Annotated in this window: 19 protein-coding genes; 15 read left to right on the top strand and 4 right to left on the bottom strand. The window is 58.7% G+C overall.

Features of this window, described 5'->3' with window-relative positions; genetic code table 11:
• Nucleotides 1-68 precede the first annotated feature (68 nt).
• The gene (gene metG / locus CUC44_RS01950) at nt 69-2102 is read right to left on the bottom strand and encodes a methionine--tRNA ligase (protein WP_100858325.1); all 2034 of its coding nucleotides are present in this window, start codon (nt 2100-2102) and stop codon (nt 69-71) included.
• 185 nt (nt 2103-2287) lie between these two features.
• Here metG and apbC point away from each other — a divergent pair, with 185 nt between their 5' ends.
• The 4 genes from apbC (at nt 2288) to CUC44_RS01930 (ending at nt 6590) form a co-directional block, all read left to right on the top strand.
• A complete protein-coding gene (gene apbC / locus CUC44_RS01945) occupies nt 2288-3370 on the top strand; it encodes an iron-sulfur cluster carrier protein ApbC (RefSeq protein WP_100858324.1) in 1083 nt (360 codons plus the stop codon).
• Between the two features lie 110 nt (nt 3371-3480).
• Nucleotides 3481-4125 carry a uridine kinase gene (udk, locus tag CUC44_RS01940; protein WP_100858323.1) on the top strand — a complete coding sequence of 215 codons (645 nt, stop codon included), beginning with the start codon at nt 3481-3483 and terminating at the stop codon, nt 4123-4125.
• Between the two features lie 63 nt (nt 4126-4188).
• Entirely contained in the window at nt 4189-4770 is a 582-nt protein-coding gene (gene dcd, locus CUC44_RS01935) for a dCTP deaminase (protein WP_100858322.1), read from the top strand.
• A gap of 347 nt (nt 4771-5117) precedes the next feature.
• Complete coding sequence (locus tag CUC44_RS01930) at nt 5118-6590, top strand: inorganic phosphate transporter (RefSeq protein WP_100858321.1); 1473 nt, start codon at nt 5118-5120, stop codon at nt 6588-6590.
• A gap of 1400 nt (nt 6591-7990) precedes the next feature.
• Here CUC44_RS01930 and rne read toward each other — a convergent pair.
• Nucleotides 7991-11167 carry a ribonuclease E gene (gene rne / locus CUC44_RS01925; protein ID WP_100858320.1) on the bottom strand — a complete coding sequence of 1059 codons (3177 nt, stop codon included), beginning with the start codon at nt 11165-11167 and terminating at the stop codon, nt 7991-7993.
• A gap of 413 nt (nt 11168-11580) precedes the next feature.
• On the opposite strand from rne, the gene rluC reads away from it, so the two are divergent.
• Nucleotides 11581-12525 carry a 23S rRNA pseudouridine(955/2504/2580) synthase RluC gene (gene rluC, locus CUC44_RS01920; RefSeq protein ID WP_208621011.1) on the top strand — a complete coding sequence of 315 codons (945 nt, stop codon included), beginning with the start codon at nt 11581-11583 and terminating at the stop codon, nt 12523-12525.
• Complete coding sequence (locus CUC44_RS01915) at nt 12525-13172, top strand: HAD family hydrolase (protein ID WP_100858318.1); 648 nt, start codon at nt 12525-12527, stop codon at nt 13170-13172. Before rluC ends, CUC44_RS01915 begins: the two co-directional genes overlap by 1 nt.
• Before the next feature lie 75 nt (nt 13173-13247).
• Here CUC44_RS01915 and CUC44_RS01910 read toward each other — a convergent pair whose 3' ends face one another.
• A complete protein-coding gene (locus CUC44_RS01910) occupies nt 13248-13829 on the bottom strand; it encodes a Maf family protein (RefSeq protein ID WP_100858317.1) in 582 nt (193 codons plus the stop codon).
• A 209-nt stretch (nt 13830-14038) separates the two neighbouring features.
• Here CUC44_RS01910 and CUC44_RS01905 point away from each other — a divergent pair, with 209 nt between their 5' ends.
• Nucleotides 14039-14695, top strand: a complete 657-nt coding sequence (locus CUC44_RS01905) for an START domain-containing protein (protein WP_100858316.1) — start codon at nt 14039-14041, stop codon at nt 14693-14695.
• Between the two features lie 36 nt (nt 14696-14731).
• Here CUC44_RS01905 and CUC44_RS01900 read toward each other — a convergent pair whose 3' ends face one another.
• Nucleotides 14732-15124 (bottom strand): hypothetical protein, encoded by a 393-nt coding sequence (locus CUC44_RS01900; protein WP_100858315.1) that lies wholly within the window; start codon nt 15122-15124, stop codon nt 14732-14734.
• A gap of 323 nt (nt 15125-15447) precedes the next feature.
• Here CUC44_RS01900 and yceD point away from each other — a divergent pair, with 323 nt between their 5' ends.
• From yceD to fabF, 8 genes are all read left to right on the top strand, one after another.
• Entirely contained in the window at nt 15448-15969 is a 522-nt protein-coding gene (gene yceD, locus CUC44_RS01895) for a 23S rRNA accumulation protein YceD (protein ID WP_100858314.1), read from the top strand.
• Nucleotides 15970-15990: 21 nt separating this feature from the next.
• The gene (gene rpmF, locus CUC44_RS01890; RefSeq protein ID WP_005300935.1) at nt 15991-16158 is read left to right on the top strand and encodes a 50S ribosomal protein L32; all 168 of its coding nucleotides are present in this window, start codon (nt 15991-15993) and stop codon (nt 16156-16158) included.
• A gap of 9 nt (nt 16159-16167) precedes the next feature.
• The gene (plsX, locus tag CUC44_RS01885) at nt 16168-17187 is read left to right on the top strand and encodes a phosphate acyltransferase PlsX (protein ID WP_100858313.1); all 1020 of its coding nucleotides are present in this window, start codon (nt 16168-16170) and stop codon (nt 17185-17187) included.
• A 6-nt stretch (nt 17188-17193) separates the two neighbouring features.
• Nucleotides 17194-18153 carry a beta-ketoacyl-ACP synthase III gene (locus CUC44_RS01880; RefSeq protein WP_100858312.1) on the top strand — a complete coding sequence of 320 codons (960 nt, stop codon included), beginning with the start codon at nt 17194-17196 and terminating at the stop codon, nt 18151-18153.
• Nucleotides 18154-18226: 73 nt separating this feature from the next.
• Nucleotides 18227-19162 carry an ACP S-malonyltransferase gene (gene fabD, locus CUC44_RS01875; protein ID WP_100858311.1) on the top strand — a complete coding sequence of 312 codons (936 nt, stop codon included), beginning with the start codon at nt 18227-18229 and terminating at the stop codon, nt 19160-19162.
• A gap of 13 nt (nt 19163-19175) precedes the next feature.
• Nucleotides 19176-19910: a 3-oxoacyl-ACP reductase FabG gene (gene fabG, locus CUC44_RS01870; protein ID WP_100858310.1), complete on the top strand. Its 735-nt coding sequence runs from the start codon at nt 19176-19178 to the stop codon at nt 19908-19910.
• Between the two features lie 157 nt (nt 19911-20067).
• A complete protein-coding gene (acpP, locus tag CUC44_RS01865) occupies nt 20068-20304 on the top strand; it encodes an acyl carrier protein (protein ID WP_005300909.1) in 237 nt (78 codons plus the stop codon).
• Between the two features lie 82 nt (nt 20305-20386).
• Nucleotides 20387-21628: a beta-ketoacyl-ACP synthase II gene (gene fabF / locus CUC44_RS01860; protein ID WP_100858309.1), complete on the top strand. Its 1242-nt coding sequence runs from the start codon at nt 20387-20389 to the stop codon at nt 21626-21628.
• Nucleotides 21629-21689: the final 61 nt, after the last annotated feature.

The following is a 21689-nucleotide window of genomic DNA, read 5'->3' as shown; positions in this document are numbered from 1 at the left end:
CAAATGAAAACCCAATAAAAAGAGAGGTCCAAGGGCCTCTCTTTTTTGATTGCAGCGTGGGGGTGCGCTTACTTGACGCGCATGCCGGGCTGGGCGCCTTCCTGGGGCTCCAGGATCCAGAGATCCTTGCCGCCCGGGCCTGCGGCCAGCACCATGCCCTCGGACATGCCAAAGCGCATCTTGCGCGGCGCCAGGTTGGCCACCATCACGGTCAGCTTGCCTTCCAGATCTTCCGGGTTGTAGGCGGACTTGATGCCGGCGAACACCTGACGGGTCTCACCCCCCAGATCCAGCTGCAGTTTCAGCAGCTTCTCCGCTTCCGGTACGGCTTCGGCCTTCTTGATGAGCGCCACGCGCAAGTCCAGCTTGGCGAAGTCATCGAAAGAGATGGTCTCACTGATGGGGTCATCCGCCAGGGGGCCGGCCGGCTTCTTGCTCTGCTCCTTGGCCAAGTCTTCCTTGGACGCATCCACCATGGCTTCCACCTTGGTGGGTTCGATACGGGCGAACAGGGCCTTGAACGGCGCCAGCTGGTGGCCGGTGAGCGGGGCGGCAAGGGTGTCCCAGGCCAGGGTCTCGCCAAGGAAGGCTTCGGCGCGCTCGGCCAGCTGTGGCATGACTGGCTTGAGGTAGGCCATCAGCACCCGGAACAGGTTGATGCCGACGGAGCAGACCGCTTGCAGCTCGGCGTCAGCGCCTTCCTGCTTGGCCAATACCCAGGGGGCCTTGTCATCCACATAGCGGTTGGCCTTGTCGGCCAGGGCCATGATCTCGCGAATGGCACGGCTGAACTCGCGAGTCTCGTAGGCCTCGCTGATGGAGGCGCTGGCATTGGCGAATTCGGCATAGAGCTCGGGTTCGCTGCACACATCGGCCAGCTTGCCATCGAAGCGCTTGGCGATGAAACCGGCGTTACGGGAGGCCAGGTTCACCAGCTTGTTGACCACGTCGGCGTTGACCCGCTGCACGAAGTCTTCCAGATTCAAGTCCAGATCGTCGATGCGGCTGTTGAGCTTGGCGGCGTAGTAGTAACGCAGACACTCGGGATCCAGGTGCTTGAGGTAGGTGCTCGCCTTGATGAAGGTGCCCTTGGACTTGGACATCTTGGCGCCGTTGACGGTCACATAACCGTGCACGTTGACCTTGGTCGGCTTGCGGAAACCCGCCCCTTCCAGCATGGCCGGCCAGAACAGGCAGTGGAAGTAGGCGATGTCCTTGCCGATGAAATGATAGAGCTCGGCGTCGGAGTCAGCCTTCCAGTAGCTGTCAAAGTCGATGTCGCCGCGCTTGTTGCACAGGTTCTTGAACGACGCCATGTAGCCGATGGGGGCATCCAGCCAGACGTAGAAGTATTTGCCAGGGGCACCCGGGATCTCGAAACCGAAGTAGGGGGCGTCACGGGTGATGTCCCACTGCTGCAGGCCAGATTCAAACCACTCTTGCATCTTGTTGGCCATCTCTTCCTGGATGGCGCCTGAGCCGCGCACCCAGCCGGCGAGCCAGGCTTCGAACTGGGGCAGGTCGAAGAAGTAGTGCTCGGAGTCCTTCATCACCGGCGTCGCGCCGGAGACGGCGGATTTCGGGTCGATGAGCTCGGTCGGGCTGTAGGTGGCGCCGCAGCTGTCGCAGTTGTCACCGTATTGCTCGGGGGACTTGCACTTGGGGCAGGTACCCTTGACGAAGCGGTCCGGCAGGAACATGGATTTTTCCGGATCGAACAGCTGGGAAATGGTACGGATTTTGATCTTGCCGGACTCTTTCAGGCGACCGTAGATCAACTCCGCCAGCTCGCGGTTCTCGTCGCTGTGGGTGGAGTGATAGTTGTCGAAGCTGATGTTGAAGCCGGCGAAATCCCCCTGATGCTCCTCGGAAACCGCGGCAATCATCTCTTCCGGGGTGATCCCCATCTGCTGCGCCTTGAGCATGATGGGAGTGCCGTGGGCGTCATCGGCGCAGACGAAATGAACCTGATTGCCACGCATTCGCTGATAACGAACCCAGATATCGGCCTGGATATGTTCCAGCATGTGGCCAAGGTGGATGGAGCCATTGGCATAGGGGAGGGCGCAGGTTACCAGCATTCTACGAGGATCAGTTGCCATAATACGTTCTTTATGTGCCTGTTGGGATGATACAGTGCCGAGCATGTTACCCGAATTGGGGGTAGCCTGCCTAGGGTTGTGGCCCGCACTGGCGTGGTAGACGGCGTCTCGGATGTGCAGGCAAGCCACTGATTTGCGTGCGGTAACCTTTCACCTCAGCATAACGACAACATAATGGGGAGTTAATGGTGATTGATTCAGTAAAACAGATCTTGGCCGAATTTAAGCCGGCAGGGTGGTGCAAGGATCTGGTCGCGGCCGGTTTCGTGCGCGCCATCGAGCAAGATGGCCAGAACCTGACCATCAGGCTGGTGCTGCCGTTTGCCGGATGTTCCCTGTTTGAGCAGATAAGAGAAGAGTTCGATGCCAGGCTGCGCGGCGCCACCGGCGTTACCCGTATCGACTGGCAATGCGACATCGAGGTGGCCAGCATGCCCCGCGCCCAGCAGCTCGCGGCGGTGCAGGGCATTCGCAACATCCTGGTGGTGGCCTCCGGCAAGGGCGGGGTGGGCAAATCCACCACCGCCGTCAACCTGGCGCTGGCGCTGCAAAAGGAAGGCGCCCGGGTCGCCATCCTGGATGCGGACATCTATGGTCCCTCCATACCGACCATGATGGGGACCCTGAAGGAGCGCCCCCACAGCCTGGATGGCAAGCTGATGGAACCCGTCATGGCCTGTGGTCTCAAGAGCAACAGCATCGGCTATCTGGTGGACGAGCAAGATGCCACCGTCTGGCGCGGCCCCATGGCCAGCAAGGCGCTGGCGCAGATCCTGCACGAGACGCGCTGGGGCGAGGTGGATTATCTGGTGGTGGACATGCCACCGGGCACGGGTGACATCCAGCTCACCCTGGCCCAGCAGGTGCCTACCACAGCTGCGGTGATCGTCACCACGCCGCAAGACGTGGCGCTGGCGGATGCGCGCAAGGGCATCGCCATGTTCAACAAGGTCAATGTGCCCGTGCTCGGCATCGTCGAGAACATGAGTTACCACGTCTGCAGTGCCTGTGGTCATCACGAGGCGCTGTTTGGTACCGGCGGCGGCCAGAAGATGGCGGAGCAGTATCAAGTGGCGCTATTGGGCCAGTTGCCGCTGCACATCGACATCCGTCAGCACATGGATGATGGCAGCCCCACCGTGTTCGGCGCACCGGACGGTGAGCTGGCAGAGAGCTATCTGAAACTGGCCCGCCGGGTCGGTGCCGAGCTCTATTTCAGCGGTAAACCGATTGCGACCCCGCTCTACACGGTGGCGCTGGACGAATAATCGGCGCTCGACCCGAAGAGGGTGATTTGAGGGTGGGCATGGCCCGCCCTTTTTTATATAATGGATCGGTTTAAACAATCCCCAGTGCTCTTCTCTCTTAGGTATTTTTAATGTCTGATACTCAACATTCGTGTGTGATCATCGGTATTGCTGGTGCATCCGCATCCGGCAAGAGTCTTATCGCTCAAACCATTTATGAAGAGCTTGTGGCCGAACTGGGCGCAGGTCAGATTGGTGTGATCACCGAGGATTGCTACTACCGTGATCAGACCCACCTGACCATGGAAGAGCGGGTCAAGACCAACTATGACCATCCGAATGCCCTGGATCATGATCTGCTGGTGCAGCATCTGACCCAGCTGGTGCAAGGGGAAGCGGTCGACATTCCCCGTTACTCCTATACCGAACACACTCGCATGAACGAGATCACCCCCTTCGCACCGCGTCGGGTGATTATCCTGGAAGGGATCCTGCTGTTGACCGACAGTCGGCTGCGAGAGCTGATGGATGCCTCCATCTTCATGGATACCCCGCTCGACATCTGCCTGCTGCGCCGTCTGGTGCGTGACGTGCAAGAGCGCGGCCGCACCATGGACTCCGTGCTCAAGCAATATCAGAAGACGGTACGTCCCATGTTCATGCAGTTCATCGATCCCTCCAAGCAGTACGCGGACGTGATCGTGCCCCGCGGTGGCAAGAACCGCATCGCCATCGACATGCTCAAGGCGCGTATTCGCCACATGTTGATCGGTTAATTAGCTAAGAGCCGGGTGATACCCGGCTTTTTTAAATGAATCATTTGTCAGGAGAGTCGCCGAATGCGTCTTTGTGATACCGATATCGAACGCCATCTGGATGAAGGCAAGATAGTGATTGAGCCACGCCCCGGCATCGAACGGATCAGTGGCGTCAGCGTCGATGTGCTGCTCGGCAACGAATTTCGGGTGTTTCGCGATCACACGGCCCCCTATATCGACTTGAGCGGCCCGAGCAGCGAGATGGCCGATGCCATCGATCGGGTGATGAGCGACGAGATCCACGTGCCGGACGGTGAAGCCTTCTATCTGCACCCGGGTCAGTTGGCGCTGGCGGTGACCTACGAATCCGTGACCCTGCCGGCGGATATCGTCGGTTGGCTGGACGGTCGCTCCTCTCTCGCTCGCCTCGGCCTGATGGTGCACGTCACTGCCCACCGTATCGATCCGGGCTGGTCAGGTCGCATCGTGCTGGAGTTCTACAACGGCGGCAAACTGCCATTGGCGCTGCGTCCCAAGATGAAGATAGGGGCACTGAACTTCGAGATGCTCTCAGGGGCCGCGGCCCGCCCGTACAACAAGCGGGAAAACGCCAAGTACAAGAGTCAGCAAGGGGCGGTCGCCAGTCGGATCAATCAGGACTGAGCCCAGCGTCACTGTGAACATGTAAGTCAGGAGGGAGCCAAGGCACCCTCTTTTCCTTTGCACTCGAAGGACGGTTAAGCCGGCTTTTCGTTTGTGCCAAGGCGCACATTTTGAGATAGAAAAACAGGAAAAACGCGATGTTAGCGCGTTATGTGGAGTTGATTGGGTCATACTTCAAAGGAGAGGGAAGGCTTTAATTAATCCATGGCAAGCCGCATTCCTACAGGCCTTAAGACATTTTCTGACGGAATGCTCTTTTTTTTTCTTACTGAAATATTTCAACAACGGGTATGGCGCGCCGAGCCTTCTGGCATAATCCGCCGCAACTCATAAACAGGTTCGTTTTTATGTTTGAAATGTTTAGTGGTTTGGGTTTGTGGTGGTCAATCGGTTTAGCGTTGGCCGTTTTTTTTGTGTTGGCTTATGAATTCATCAACGGCTTTCACGATACCGCGAATGCGGTAGCAACGGTTATCTATACCAAGGCAATGCCGGCCCATATGGCGGTGGTGGCTTCCGGTCTGTTCAACTTTGCCGGTGTCATGATGGGTGGTCTCGGGGTTGCGTATGCCATTGTGCATCTGCTGCCCATCGATCTGCTGCTCGGCATGGATTCCACCCAGGGGCTGATCATGGTCTTCTCCCTGCTGTTCTCCGCCATCGTCTGGAATCTGGGGACCTGGTTCTTCGGCATCCCGGCATCCAGTTCGCATACCTTGATCGGCTCCATTCTGGGGGTAGGCGGCGCCTATGCCTGGATGAGTCATCAGCCTCTGCAGGAAGGCATCAACGTCGGTAAAGCCATCGACATCATGCTTTCTCTGATCATCTCTCCCACCGTAGGTTTCGTGATCGCAGCCCTGCTGCTGTTTGCCATGAAGCGCATCTGGCTGGGCAGCAAGATCCACAAGACCCCAGAAGAGCGTCTGCTGGTGGATGGCAAGAAGCACCCGCCGTTCTGGGCCCGCGTGACCCTGATCTGCTCCGCCATGGGGGTGAGCTTCGTACACGGCTCCAACGATGGCCAGAAGGGCATAGGTCTGGTGATGCTGGTGCTGATCTGCATGGCCCCTGCCTATTTTGCGCTGGACATGAACAGCCGCTCCTACGATCTGGACAGAACCCAGGATGCCAACCAGCGCATCATGGAGATCTACCAGCGTAACCACGAGCTGGTCTCCCAGGTGGTCAACTTCAGCGTTCCGGCTCATGCCCAGGAAGAGCTGATGACCCACTGTGAGGCGGGTGAAGCCCTGCAAGCCATGGCGACCCTGAATGATCGTCTCGGCCAGGTGCGTACCTATGAAGAGATGAGCCTGACCGATCGCCGTGAAGTGCGTCGTCTGCTGCTCTGTATCGACGACACAGCGCGCAAGGTTTCCAAGCTGCCGCTGCCGTCCAAGGAGCTGACCGATCTGGCCAAATGGCGCAAGGATCTGACCGCGACTGCCGAATACGCACCGACCTGGGTCATCGTCTCCATCGCCCTGGCGCTGGGTTGCGGTACCATGGTGGGCTGGCGTCGTATCGTCTATACAGTAGGCGAGAAGATTGGCTCCTCCGGCATGACCTATAGCCAAGGCATTGCCGCCCAGATCACGGCCGCCGCCTCCATCGGGGTCGCCAGCTTGACCGGCATGCCGGTGTCCACCACCCATATCCTCTCCTCTGCGGTCGCGGGGACCATGGTGGCGAACAAGTCAGGCCTGCAGAGCCAGACCATCAAGACCATCTTGCTGGCCTGGGTGCTGACTCTGCCGTTGACCATGGCGCTCTCCGGTGGCCTGTTCATCATCAGCAACCACTTGTTTGGTAACTGATAGCCAAAGCAGTGCAGAACGATAAAAGGGCCTCAGGGCCCTTTTTTATTGCGCTATCACGCCAGCTTTGGTATTCGCTCGCCCTGCCATGCCCTCAGCCAGACTGGTTATCCCTCCATACGTCACCCGATTTATCCCGGGCTTATATCTTCCGAATGCTGATCTGAGGTACGGCTATCGGCGCTAATCCGACTTTCTCGCTGCGTATTCAGGAAGAGAGAAGGGGAGGCGCATGATTCGCACTCATATGCTAACTGCCAGTGCGCGCAGCTCCATTACGAGGTGGTAATCTTGGTATCGCGCGCACCGACGACCTCAGCAAGAAGCGCGGTATGCATGCTGTCACAACATCCAATCCGTTCATGCAGAGTTGGTGGGGCTGTGGTCACCTGGAGGGGATATATAAATACCTGCTGCTGGTGGAGTGTTCAATCGGGCAGAGGCACCTGTAGGCACCTAGTGCAGTTCTCTGTATGGGCTTGGAGGATTGGCTGAGATGGCGGCATCTCTAATAAAAGATGGAGGTGGGGAGCGGCAAGGAAAGTGCGGTCAAACCCATGCATCAGGCGGCGCAGAGTAGCAGTAAGCATGTTGCCACCAAGCATGAGTATGCTTGTAGTCAGTAATGGGTATACGGAGAGATAGCCGAGCAAGGCCGAATACAGATCGTTTATATGCCATCAAACTAGATTTATTCCTAAACATATAAAGCCCCCAATCCCCACCTTTATCACCCTCCTCAGAACCACGTAACCAGTAACCAAATAATGCCCTTGTCTGCTTGTCTGCTTGTCTGCTTGTCTGCCAAAGTCGCAAAGCTAGGTAAGCCGAGAGGTTATAGCAGTGCGAGTGTGCTTTGCGTGGTGAGCAGAACCTGTTGCCAATCATGGAGGCTGAAGGGGGAGGGCGCCTGTGCTGTTTCATGCTTGGCTCTGACTACTAGGGCACTTTCCAGAGATTTCGAACGTTCTAGTCAATCATACCCTCTTGCTACCCAGACAATGAAAAGTCAGAGATTCAAGCAGACGAAGGTCCTGATCCATCAAACCTCTAAGCTATAAAACATCGCCATTGCGATACATGTGGTTATTGATGTAAGTTTTTTATGCTTGATGCAGTTGAATATGCTACTTGGAGGGGTTGAGGATGGCCCCTAGTCAGATGTCGGCAAGGGTGTGACTACTCGAAGGGGGGCTGCCCAGTCACTGATAAGGCGCAAGTGAGCTGATCATCGTGATCTAAGCGATAAGACCAGACCTGCCACCACCGCAACAGTTTGGCATCATCCATCAGGGCGATGATGAGCGCCAGGCATCATGGTGTAGGAACTGGGCACATAACAGCAGGGCAAAAAAAGAGCCACACACTGTGTGGCTCTTTTTTCAGACTAGCAAGCTAGCTCAGGGGCGACCGGCCGGGCTGGTTGCCACGTTGCTGGCTGCGGTACTGCCACCATGACGACCAGAGCTGCTGACCTCGTTGCGAACCAGCGGCGCCTGCTCTACCACCTCACGGGCGGGTTGGGCAGGGACAGCGGCAGGCGTTGCCATGGGGGCAGAAGCCTTGCGTCCACGGGCCAGCACACCGGCACCCTTGTTGACCGGCTTGGTCACAGGGGCTGCGGCAGGCGCGGCTTGCGCCTGGGCCACGGGCTCGGCTGCAACGACCGGCGCGACTACGGCTTCTACCGCAGGGGCGGCAGCGGGAGCTTCAACCACAGCAGCAGTAACCACAGCGGCTTCTACCTGGGCAGGCGCTTCATCAGCGACGACAGTCTCAGCAACCGGCGCGGCTTCAGCCACAGCGGCGACTTCCACTTCAGCTACCTGAACGGGTGCAACGACGGGCTCAGCCACAGGGGCGACGTCTGCCACGACGACGGGCGCAGCAACCTCAGCCACAACCGGCTCAGCGGCAGCAACCTCGGCTACTACAACCGGTGCAGCTACAGGGGCAGCAGCTTCGGCCTGTTCGCGGGCTTCTTCCGCCACGGCTTCGGCGACCACGTGCTCGGTCAGCGCGGAGGAGGCTTGCAGGGCAGCGGCAACGGCGGCGGCGCTCGGGATAGTGATGACGGGCACGGCCGGCTCTTCCACCTTGACCTGGGCTGCATCCGATTGGGCGGCGGCGGTCAGTTGGACTTCGGCGTGGGGCTCGTCATCACGTTGGCCACGGGCGTCTTCGTTGATGCGCTTGCGACGCTGACCTTCGATACGCTGGCTGCGCGGGGTACGGCGAGAGCGGCGCTGACCGTCGGTCTGCTCCTCTTGCTCACCGGCCACGGCGACCGGGGCGGCATCATTGGCCTGCTCGTCCAGCGGCAGGGCAGGGGCGTCGGCCTGGGCGACATCGACCCGAACCTGCTTGCGCAGTTGGCGACGTTCGCGGCGCTCGGCCACTTTCTGCTCTTTCTCCTGGCGCGGTTCGGCGTTGATGACGGCAGTTTCTGCCTCAACGGCTTCTACCGCTTCCACGACCACCTCTGCACGGGGTTCGCGCGGAGCACGGGGCTCACGAGCCGGGCGCGGGGCGCGGGGTTCGCGTTCCTGACGGGGCTCACGAGCCTCGCGCGGTTCACGTTCCATGCGCTGTTCGCTGCGGGCTTCGCCACGAACTTCACGTTCCTGACGGGGCTCGCGCTCTTTACGCGGACGACGGTTACGGTTCTCACCACCCTCGCGGTTGGCGGCGCCTTCACGCTTCTCGCCGGCTTCCGCTGTGTTGCGGTTGCCGCGATTGTCGTCACGACGACCACGTTGGCCACGGCTGCGGGTGTCGTCGCGCTGATGGCGGTGACCGTCTTCTTTGCGCGCTTCACGGGCGGCTGGCTTCTCGGCCTGGGCAGGTGCCGCGGCGATAGGCGCTGGTTCGGAGGAGAAGATACCCGAGATGGCTTTGACGAACTTGCCAAACAGGCCGACTTGCGCGACGACCGGGGCGGTCGCGGCAACAGGGGCCGGCGCCGCTGCCGGGGCGGCGGGCTGGGGTGCCTGGACAAAGCCTTGCAGCAGGGGTTGCTCGCGCTCGATCACCTGAGCCTGCTTCGGTTGGTAAACCGGCTTGGCAATCTCGGTTTTCAGCTCGTAGCTGGCCGCTTCCGGGATCTCGTTCTGACGAATCCGGGTCACTTCGTAGTGCGGCGTCTCCAGATGCTGGTTCGGAATGATGTACAGGCGTACGTCATTGCGTTGTTCCAGGCTGGCGATGGCGGCGCGCTTCTCGTTGAGCAGATAGGCGGCGACATCGACCGGCACCTGAGCGTGAACCTGCTCGGTGTTGTCCTTCATGGCCTCTTCTTCGATGAGACGCAGGATGGACAAGGCCAGGGATTCGTTGTCACGAATGACCCCTTGGCCCTGGCAACGAGGGCAGATGTGGCTGCTGGATTCGTTGAGGGAGGGACGCAGGCGCTGACGGGACATTTCCAGCAGGCCGAAACGGGAGATCCGTCCCAGCTGGATGCGGGCGCGGTCCTGGTGCACGGCTTCACGCAGACGGTTTTCCACTTCGCGTTGATGGCGAACCGGGGTCATGTCGATGAAGTCGATGACGATCAGGCCCCCTAAGTCACGCAGACGCAATTGACGGGCAATTTCGTCGGCCGCTTCCAGGTTGGTCTGCAGCGCCGTCTCTTCGATATCGCCGCCCTTGGTGGCGCGGGAGGAGTTGATATCGATGGAGGTGAGGGCTTCGGTCGGATCGATGACGATGCTACCGCCGGAGGGCAGGCGCACTTCACGCTGGAAGGCAGACTCAATTTGGCTCTCGATCTGGAAGTGGTTGAACAGGGCAACATCACCCTTGTACAGCTTCACGCGATTGAGGAAATCGGGACGGACCAGCTCGATGTGCGACTTGGCACGCTCGAAGATGACCGGATTGTCGATCAGGATCTCGCCCACATCACGGCGCAGGTAGTCACGGATGGCGCGCACGATCACGTTGCTTTCCTGATGGATAAGCACGGGAGCGGAGCGATTCTGTGACGCCTTGTGGATGGAGTCCCAGTGGTTGAGCAGAACGTTCAGATCCCATTCCAGCTCTTCCGGGGACTTGCCCACACCTGCGGTACGCACGATGAGGCCCATGCCGTCCGGCACGGTCAGACCGCTCAAGGCTTCCTTGAGCTCGGTCCGCTCGTCACCCTCGATGCGGCGGGAGATACCACCGGCACGGGGGTTGTTCGGCATCAGCACCAGGTAGCTGCCCGCCAGACTGATAAAGGTGGTGAGGGCTGCACCCTTGGTGCCACGCTCTTCCTTATCGATCTGGACGATCACTTCCTGGCCTTCGCGGACCACTTCTTTGATGTTGGGACGACCCTGATAGGAATAGCCGGAGGGGAAGTAATTGCGGGCGATTTCCTTCAATGGCAGGAAACCGTGGCGCTCGGCGCCATAGTCAACAAAAGCAGCTTCAAGACTGGGTTCTACGCGGGTGATTTTACCCTTGTAAATGTTCGCTTTTTTCTGCTCGTGTCCCGGACTTTCAATATCCAAATCGTAGAGCTGTTGTCCGTCAACCAGCGCTACGCGCAACTCCTCTTCCTGAGTCGCGTTGATTAGCATTCTTTTCATTGAGTTCTCATTATTTTGTCATTTTGATTCCTCCACTGGGTCCTGCCGGCGCCGGCCTCGGGTCTTCAGCATACTTGGGCAACCTCCCGGTTGGGGTATGCATGAGGCGCAAACTAAGGGCACTCTGGTTCTGCCTTCTCGAGAAGGCATGAATTAAGGATACCGATGTGGAGACAATTAAACCGGTCTTGTTCGTGTTCTCCATGCGTTGTACCTCGCACCCGGGAACCGTCATGTTCTTGTATACACGGTGTTTCGGGATTGGGTGGCATAAATTTTGACCACTTAGTACAAGGCTTGAACACAATGACAAAACCTTGTTTATTATCCCATTTAAACCACTTTTATAGCAAGGTGCCATTTTTTAACAAAGCATGCAGCCAAGGGCCATCGGCAGTGTTAAAATCCGCCCCATGACACAGATACATCAACAAGTGCAGCTGCTCACCATCGAAGCTGAGCATGAAGGGCAGCGCATCGACAATTTTCTCAAGACTCAGCTAAAGGGCGTCCCCAAGAGCCTGATCTATCGCATCCTTCGCAAAGGCGAAGTGCGCGTCAACAAGAAGCGGATCAAACCCGAATACAAGCTCTGCGCCGGCGACGAGGTACGGGTTCCCCCTGTGCGCGTGGCGGAGAAGAACGAATTGCCCTCGGCCAACCTTGGCAGCATCCAGCGTCTGGAGAGCCAGATCCTGTTTGAAGACGAGGCCATGATAGTGCTGAACAAACCGTCCGGCATGGCCGTGCACGGCGGCAGTGGCCTGAGCTTCGGCGTCATCGAGGGACTGCGGGCCCTGCGCCCGGAAGCCCGCTTCCTGGAGCTGGTTCATCGGCTGGACCGTGACACTTCCGGTGTGCTGCTGGTTGCCAAGAAGCGCAGCGCCCTGCGCAGCCTGCATGAGCAGCTGCGGGTCAAGACCATGCGCAAGCAATACCTGGCGCTGGTGCGCGGCCAATGGCAGCCCCACGTCAAGGTGGTCAATGCGCCGCTGCGCAAGAATGACCTGCAATCCGGTGAGCGGGTGGTGCGCGTCAGCGGGGATGGCAAGCCATCCGAGACCCGCTTCCGCATCGCCCGTCAATTCGCCGAGGCGACCCTGATCGAGTGCAGCCCCATCACGGGTCGCACCCACCAGATCCGGGTGCATACCCAGCATGCCGGTCACCCCATCGCCTGTGATGACAAGTATGGGGAAGCGGCCTTTGATGAAAAAATGCGCGCCCAGGGCCTGAAACGACTATTTTTGCACGCCTGGAAGCTCAGCTTCACCCATCCGGTGGATGACAGGGAGATGCAGGTGGAAGCCCCGCTCGCTCCCGAGCTCGATGCCTTCCTGAGCAAGCTGGCTCGCTGATGCACGCTGTCCGCCTCGCCATCTTCGATTGGGACGGTACCCTGATGGATTCGGTGGGGCGGATTGTTGCCTGTGTGCAAGGGGCCGCCCGTGATTGCGGCGAAATTGTGCCGACGGCGCTGCAGACCCATCAGATCATCGGTCTCAGCCTGGAGGTGGGGATCCCCCGCTTGTTCGGGCTGGCGCCCGGTAGCGAGCGGGCCGCCGCCCTGATCGCCCGTTACCGCCATCACTATCTGCACGATGATACCCCGAGCCCCTTGTTTGCCGGGGCGAGCGAGTTGTTACACCAGTGGCACGCACAAGGCATAACTCTGGCGGTCGCCACCGGCAAGTCCCGGCGGGGGCTCGACAGGGTATTGGACGAGACGGGTCTGAGATCGCTGTTTACCGCCACCCGCGGCGCGGACGAGGCGAACTCCAAACCCGATCCCCTGATGTTGACCCAGATCCTAGATGAGCTGGGGTTGGCGCCTCACCAGGCGGTGATGATAGGGGATTCCATCCACGACATGGCGATGGCAGAGGCGCTTGCCATGCCGCGTATCGGCGTGACCTGGGGTGTCCATGACAGAAGCAGGCTGGCGGAGCATGCACCCGACGCCATCGTCGATACCATGAGCCAGCTGCGGCAACTGCTTGCTTGAGTCGTATCGCAACTGAGTGATCGTAAAACGGGAGCCATAACGGCTCCCGTTTTTTTATCTCTATTTTGCCCACGTTTATGGCAGGGCCAGCCCGTGGCTCTCCAGCAACTCGATCAGGCCGATGAGAGGCAGGCCGATCAATGCGTTGGGATCGCGTCCCTCCAGCGCCTTGAACAGCACGATCCCCATGCCTTCACACTTGAAGCTGCCGGCACAATCCAGCGGCAATTCCTCTTCTACGTAGCGGCGAATGGCGGCCTCGTCCAGACTGCGAAAATGTACTGTGAAGAGCTCCACCAGTTGTTCAACCCGGCCGCTTGCCGCATCCAACACGCACAGGCCGGTATAAAAGGTGACGCTCTTACCTTGCGCGGCCATCAGCTGCGTAACCGCCTTCTCTATGGTTCCCGGTTTGCCGAGGATCTGGCCATCGCACACGCACACCTGATCAGAGCCGATGATCAGCCCCTGATCATGGGTTCGAGCGACGGCATTCGCCTTGGCGTGGGCCAGCCTCGCGACCAGCGCCTGGGCCGATTCACCCGGCAGGGGGGATTCGTCCACATCGGGGGAGGCGCACTGAAACGGCAGGCCGAGTTTTTCCAGCAGTACCTTGCGATAGCGGGAGGTGGAGGCGAGGATCAGGGAGGGCTTCATGTTCTTACTATATCCAGATATAAATCAATCGGTTGATTCTATATGGCCGTTCTGGCTTGCGCAAACCTGGGCCTTGTCATCAGCCAGGCGGCAAGCAGGGGTCAGGAAAGGGCTAATTGCTTCAATCCTCACTCATTTGTCTGCCGAGTCAGACAGCGTGGCCTCGAAAAACGGCTATAAGCAATAAGGACATAGGGCTGGAGAGCGGGATGAACAAATACTGTGTGCTGATCTTGATGTGGGTGTCCCTCTCGAGCTGGGGACAGGGGTGGCAGCCCCAGCAGGGGGAGGGCGGTGTCCAGCTCTGGACCCAGTCCCACCCTCCCGGCCCCTACCTGGCACTGCGTCTGGAGATGCGGGTCATGGCCGCCCCCGCCACCTTGTTGAGCGTCTTGCGAGACACGAGCCGTCATCGGGAGTGGTTACCCAAGAGTCGCGAGGTGCGGGTGCTCGCCACATCCGGGCCGGATGATGAGCTGGTGTATACCCGACTGGAATCTCCCTGGCCGGTGCAGGACAGGGAGCTCATCACCCGCTCCCATGTGTCGAGGCGAGCCGATTGTGGACTCGAACTCAAAGTATGGGCGGAGCCGGATGCACTGAGAATACGCTCGGGCCTGGTGCGGATCCGGGACAGCAGTGGACGTTGGCAGGCCTTGCCACAAGAGGATGGCAGCACATTGATCCGGCTCGAGACTTATACCAACCCGGGCAACAACTTGCCGGGCTGGCTGGTCAATCCCATTGCCATCAAGGCTGCACTCGAGAGCTTTCAGGCCATTCGCCGGCTGATGGAGGCGGCGCCCAAATCGCAACACCAGCAAAGTTTGCTGGCAGCCAACGTCCGTTGTGTCGCGACCCCTTGAGATCCTGCTTCAAGCGATGACTAGAGCCGCCCAGAATCAGTCGTTTTCGACCAATACGGGGCAGGTCGCCGGGCTGTCGGCCCGGTTGGCGAGTACCGACTCGATGCGATAGAGGCCATCATAATCGGCGGCCATTCCCTCGCTATTGGCATTGTCTTCAAAATGGCCGGTGATCTCGACATAAAGTGGGCGAGGGGAGTCAGGATGGGCGTCATTCAACTTGCTCAAGGCGTTTTGCAAGGGTTGTAGCACACTTTTCTCGCCCTGGATCCAGAATGCGTTGTCCGAGCCACAGGGAATGAAGACGTCGACGTCCCCCTCCCGGTAGTAGTGTCCTGTGGTTTTCTCTTCGGCAGCGGCGGGCAGCAGATATCCGCCCAGCAGCAGGATCAGGATGAATGACCAGGGGGTCAGGCCTTTCGTGAACATGTCCCGATCTCCTCATGGGAACCGTCATGATCCTAGGGCAAAGAAGCTGATATGACTGCAGTTTTTTTGACTCTTGCGTCAGTTCCAGTCGATGAAGGCGAGGGGAGCTGAGCCGTTACACATCATGCTTCCTCGATGCGCCTGTCTACGGTCAAGAGGAGGTGCACTTCGCAGGATCCTGTATTGGATCCTGCTGTTTGTGGCATAATCAGTTACCGATGAACACAAGTTCCTGTATTCAGGGCCTTGTGCGGTTAAAATCATCGGCGGTAAGGACTTTTTCCTTTGACTATCCCCTGTTGGACCTATAATATTCGCGCCCTATGCAAAAGGTGAAGTTGCCCGTTAAGGTTGATCCAGTCCGTAATGCCTTGAAGCTACTCGACTATGTCGGGATAGTGGAAAAGTCGCAGATGCCCAGATTGGAAGCATCAACCGAAGGCTTGCAAAGTGATGTTGATGTCACCCTGCAGTTTGGTAAAGACATCCAGAAGTTGACCGTTATGAAAGGCACTGCCCATGCCAAGGTTGACCTGGTTTGCCAACGTTGTGGTGAGACATTCGAACACCTTTGTGAAGCTGATTTTATCTACACTCCGCTGTTTGAAAAAACAAACGAGGAAGAACTGCCGGAAGCTTATGAGCCCATTGAATTGGACGAAAACGGCGAGATAGATCTTCATCAAATCCTGGAGGATGAACTCATCCTCTCGTTGCCTCAAGTGGCCATGCATCCCCTGGATGTCTGCCCGCGAGGAAACATGGAGATGACCTGGGGTGATATCGAACCTGCTGATGAGCGGCCGAATCCCTTTGCAGTTCTTGAAGAGCTCAAACGTAAGTGAATTTTTAGGAGTTAGCCTACCATGGCCGTACAACAGAACCGTAAAACCCGCGCCAAGCGTGGCATGCGTCGTTCCCACGATGCTCTGACCACTGCTGCACTGACTGTTGATCAGACCAGTGGCGAAATTCATCGTCGTCACCACGTGACTGCCGATGGTTTCTACCGCGGTAAAAAGGTAATCGCTTAAGGATTGCCTTTGTCTACGCAAACTGTCGCGCTAGACATAATGGGGGGAGATATTGGCCCCTCGGAAACAGTGCCTGCCGCCGTGCAGGCACTGTCTCTTCTGCCTCAGCTCAAACTGATTCTGGTCGGTGATCAACACCAGACCACCTCTCTGCTACAGCAACATGGCTTGCTGGATCATCCCCGCGTTCGTTTCGTACATGCCTCTCAAGTGGTTGGCATGGGTGACAAGCCGATCGTCGCGTTGCGTACCCTGAAAGACTCCTCCATGCGGATCGTGCTGGATCTGGTGAAAGCCGGTGAGGCCGATGCCTGCGTCAGTGCTGGCAACACCGGGGCCCTGATGGCCATGGCCAAGTGCGTGCTCAAATCCCTGCCCGGTGTCGACAGACCCGCCCTCATCAAGGCTCTGCCAACTTTGGGTGGCAAGCGCACCGTGATGTTGGATCTTGGTGCCAACGTGAGCTGCGATGCCGATACCTTGCTGCAGTTTGCTGTGATGGGGTCGGTGGTCGCCGAGCGGGTGGAGGGGATCCCGTCCCCCCGGGTGGCGCTTCTCAACGTGGGGGAGGAGGAGATCAAGGGCAATGACCTGGTGCGGCACAGTGCCGAGCTGCTGCGTCAGTGTCCGGCGCTCAACTTCGTCGGCTTCATCGAGGGGGACAGGATCTTCAGCGGTGACAGCGATGTGATCGTCTGCGACGGTTTTGTGGGCAATGTAGCGCTCAAGACCGCCGAAGGGGTGGTGCGGATGATGGCCGAACTGGCCGGATATCCCCGTAAAAAACGCAGTTTTCTTGGTCGACTCGCCGGATTTATGTTCAAACGGCGTTTTTCTTACCTGAACCCCGACCAGTATAATGGCGCGAGTCTGTTAGGATTGCGCGGCATTGTGGTAAAAAGCCATGGGCGGGCCGAACGGCGCGCTCTGTGTCATGCGATCCTGCTGGCCGCACAAGAGGCCAAGCATCAGCTTCCATTGCAAATTGCAGATCGCCTTGAATCTGTCTTTTCCGACAGGGATTTATAAAACTCTATGCATAGCAAAATTCTGGGTACTGGCAGTTACCTGCCGAGTTCGGTGCGTACCAATGCCGATCTTGAACAGATGGTGGAAACCAGTGACGAGTGGATCGTGGAACGTACCGGGATCCGTGAGCGCCGCATCGCCGGGGCCGACGAGACCGTCGCTACCCTGTCTCATCAGGCTGCCTTGCGGGCACTGGACGCGGCGGGCTTAACCGCCGCCGATCTGGACATGATAGTGCTGGCCACCACCAGTGCCGAAAACGCCTTCCCGGCCGCGGCCTGCGAACTGCAGGGGCTGCTCGGGGTGCCGGGGATCCCGGCTTTTGACGTGGCTGCCGCCTGCGCCGGTTTCACCTACGCCCTCGCCGTGGCCGATCAGTTCGTCAAATCCGGCGCCGCCCGCAACGTCCTGGTGGTCGGTGCGGACGTCTTGTCCCGCATGTGCGATCCCAAGGACCGCGGCACCATCATCATCTTCGGTGACGGGGCAGGGGCCGTGGTGATCGGGGCGAGCGAGACGCCGGGCATCATCTCCACCCATCTGCATGCCGATGGCCGTTATGGGGATCTGCTGAAATTGCCACAGCCCCACCGTGGCATGCCGGGGGCCGAACTCGAAGCCTACATGTATATGAAGGGCAACGATGTGTTCAAGGTCGCGGTGACACGTCTGAGCGAGATCGTGACCGAGACCCTTGCCGCTAACGGTATCGATCCCAGCGAGCTCGACTGGCTGGTGCCGCACCAGGCGAACTTCCGCATCATCAGTGCCACCGCCAAGAAACTCGGCATGGGGCTGGACAAGGTCGTGCTGACTCTCGACAAGCACGGCAATACCTCTGCCGCCTCCGTGCCCATTGCCTTCGATGAAGGGGTGCGTGATGGCCGGATCAAGCCAGGCCAGCTAGTGTTGCTGGAAGCCTTCGGCGGTGGTTTCGCCTGGGGTTCTGCGCTGGTGCGCTTCTGATATCAAGCCGCGCCCTTGCCATGTGTCTCGGGCGCCCGCTTACCGATTTCGTCTTACCTTAAAGGAATCAATGATGACCCGATTTGCCATTGCCTTCCCGGGACAAGGCTCCCAGAGCGTCGGCATGCTGGCCGAGTTGGCCGAGCAACACGCCGTGATTAAAGAGACCTTCGCCGAGGCGAGCCAGGTGCTGGGTTACGATCTGCTGGCCCTGGTCATGGCTGGACCGGCCGAAGATCTGAACAAGACCTGGCGTACCCAACCTGCGCTGCTGACCGCCTCCGTCGCCCTCTGGCGCCTGTGGCAACAGCAGGGTGGGGCGACCCCGGCCGTGATGGCCGGTCACAGCCTGGGGGAATATTCCGCCCTGGTGTGCAGCGGCGCCCTCAACTTTGCCGATGCGGTCAAGCTGGTCGAGCTGCGAGGCCTCGCCATGCAGGAAGCCGTGCCGGAAGGCACAGGTGCCATGGCCGCCATCATAGGCCTAGATAACGACTCCATCGCCGCCAACTGCGAGAAGGCGGCCCAGGGTCAGGTTGTTTCCCCGGTCAACTTCAACTCCCCGGGCCAGGTGGTTATTGCCGGTCACAAGGAAGCGGTCGAGCGCGCCAACGTGCTGATGAAAGAGTCCGGCGCCAAGCGTGCACTGCCGCTGCCGGTCTCGGTACCGTCACACTGCGCCCTGATGAAACCGGCTGCCGAAAAGCTGGCCGCCGCGCTGGATGGGATCGAGATCAAGGTTCCTGTCATCGCAGTCATCAATAATGTGGACGTCTCCTGTGAACAGGATCCGGCCGCCATCAAGCAAGCCCTGGTGCGTCAGCTGTTCAGCCCGGTTCGTTGGACCGAGACCGTTGAGCGGATGGCAAACGACGGCGTCACCCTCGAAATCGAGATGGGACCGGGCAAGGTATTGACCGGGCTGGCCAAGCGCATCGACTCGCGCGTGGAAGGTGTTCACGCCAACGATGCCGCCTCTTTCGAGCAGGCGCTGGCTCAAGTCAAGTAAACAGGAGCAGAACATGAGTTTTACCGATAAAGTAGTTCTGGTGACCGGCGCCAGCCGTGGCATCGGCCGTGCGATTGCCGAAACCTTCGCGGCCCGTGGCGCCAAGGTAGTGGGGACCGCCACCAGCGAGAGCGGCGCCGCCGCCATCAGCGCCTATCTGGGCGAGCAGGGCTGCGGCATGGCACTGAACGTGACCAGCCAGGAATCCATCGAAGCCGTCTTTGCCGACATCAAGGCGCGTTTTGGCGACATCGACATTCTCATCAACAACGCCGGTATCACCCGTGATAACCTGTTGATGCGTATGAAAGATGATGAGTGGAACGAGATCATCGACACCAATCTCACCTCCCTGTACCGTCTGAGCAAGCCGGTGCTGCGTGCAATGATGAAGAAGCGCCATGGTCGCATCATCAGCATTGGTTCCGTGGTCGGTACCATGGGTAACGCGGGTCAGGTCAACTATGCTGCCGCCAAGGCGGGTCTGGTGGGCTTTACCAAGTCCCTTGCCCGTGAAGTGGCCTCCCGTGGCATCACGGTCAATGCGGTGGCCCCTGGTTTTATCGAAACCGATATGACCAAGGCACTGAACGAAGATCAGCGTGCCGGCATCATGAATCAGGTGCCTGCGGCCCGTTTGGGCGATCCGAAAGAAATTGCTGCCGCTGTGGTATTCTTGGCGTCTGATGACGCTGCTTATATCACCGGCGAAACCCTGCATGTTAATGGCGGGATGTACATGGTGTAATCAATTTGTCGTGAGATCTGTTCAAATTTGCGATAGTACGCCGAAGTTTGGCGAATTTCGTGGTTTGACCAGCGGCAAGCTACTTGCAAACTCACGTCAATTGAATACACTACCCCAACCAGACGCAATAGCGTATTTTTAAAGGAAAATTCAGGTCATGAGCAACATCGAAGAACGCGTAAAGAAAATCATCATCGAACAACTGGGTGTTAAAGAGGAAGACGTTAAGAACGCTGCCTCCTTCGTCGACGACCTGGGCGCTGACTCTTTGGATACCGTTGAACTGGTAATGGCGCTGGAAGAAGAATTCGATACCGAAATTCCTGATGAAGAAGCCGAGAAGATCACCACTGTTCAAGCGGCTATCGATTACATCACCGCTAATCAGGAATAAGTTCCTGTTCTGAAAGAAGCGGCCCAAGGGCCGCTTCTTTTATGTTTACTCCTTTTCAAAATACCTCTCGGAGACTAGCTCAGTGTCAAAACGCAGAGTCGTGGTAACCGGCCTGGGGATGCTTTCCCCGGTGGGAAACACTGCCGAATCCAGCTGGCAAGCCCTGCTCAACGGGCAGAGCGGCATTTCCCTCATCGAGCATTTCGACGCCAGCGAGTTTGCGACCCATTTCGCAGGTCTGGTCAAAGAGTTCGATCCCGAACAATATGGCATCAACCGCAAAGAAGCCCGCAAGATGGATCTCTTCATCCAGTACGGCGTGGCGGCGGGTGTGCAGGCGCTGGATGATTCCGGCCTGGTCATCAACGAAGACAATGCCGAGCGGGTTGGCGTCGCCATCGGCTCCGGTATCGGCGGCCTGGGTCTCATCGAGCAGAACCACAGCAGTCTCATCAACGGCGGCCCGCGCAAGCTGAGTCCCTTCTTCGTGCCATCCACCATTATCAATATGGTGTCCGGTCATCTCTCCATCATGAAGGGCCTGCAAGGTCCGAACATCGCCGTGACCACCGCTTGTACCACGGGTACCCATGCCATCGGCATGGCCGGTCGCATGATCGCCTACGGTGATGCGGACGTCATGGTCGCCGGCGGTACCGAGAAAGCATCCACCCCCATGGGGATGGGCGGCTTTGCGGCAGCCAAGGCGCTCTCCACCCGCAACGACGAGCCCCAGAAGGCGAGCCGTCCGTGGGACAAGGATCGCGATGGCTTCGTGCTGGGTGACGGTGCCGGTGTGCTGGTACTGGAAGAGTACGAACACGCCAAGGCGCGCGGCGCCAAGATCTACGCCGAGCTGGTTGGCTTTGGCATGAGCGGCGATGCCTACCATATGACGGCACCTCCCGCCGATGGCAACGGTGGCGCGCGCGCCATGAAGAATGCCATCAAGGATGCCAGCATTGCCCCCGAGCAGATCGGTTACATCAATGCCCACGGCACCTCCACCCCTCTTGGGGATGTGGCTGAGCTGCGCGGCATGAAGCAGGTGTTTGGCGAACACGCCAAGTCACTGATGATCAGCTCCACCAAGTCGATGACCGGCCACCTGCTGGGCGCCGCTGGCGCCATCGAGGCCATCATCACGGTGTTGTCCCTTCGGGATCAGATGGTGCCACCCACCATCAACCTGGACAACCCGGACGAGGAGTGCGATCTGGATCTGGTGCCCCACGTGGCCAAGGCCGGTCAGTTCGACTATGCCCTGTCCAATTCGTTTGGTTTCGGCGGCACCAATGGCTCCCTGATCTTCAAACGCGTATAATTCTCGCTGGGCATTTGCCAAGCGCAGAGTCAGGCCCGATACCCTGGTATCGGGCCTTTTT

This window comes from Aeromonas lusitana, from assembly GCF_002812985.1.
GTDB classification, from domain to species: Bacteria; Pseudomonadota; Gammaproteobacteria; order Enterobacterales; family Aeromonadaceae; genus Aeromonas; species Aeromonas lusitana.
Note: the sequence above shows the minus strand (reverse complement) of the source record. Positions and strands in the feature narration are given on the sequence as shown.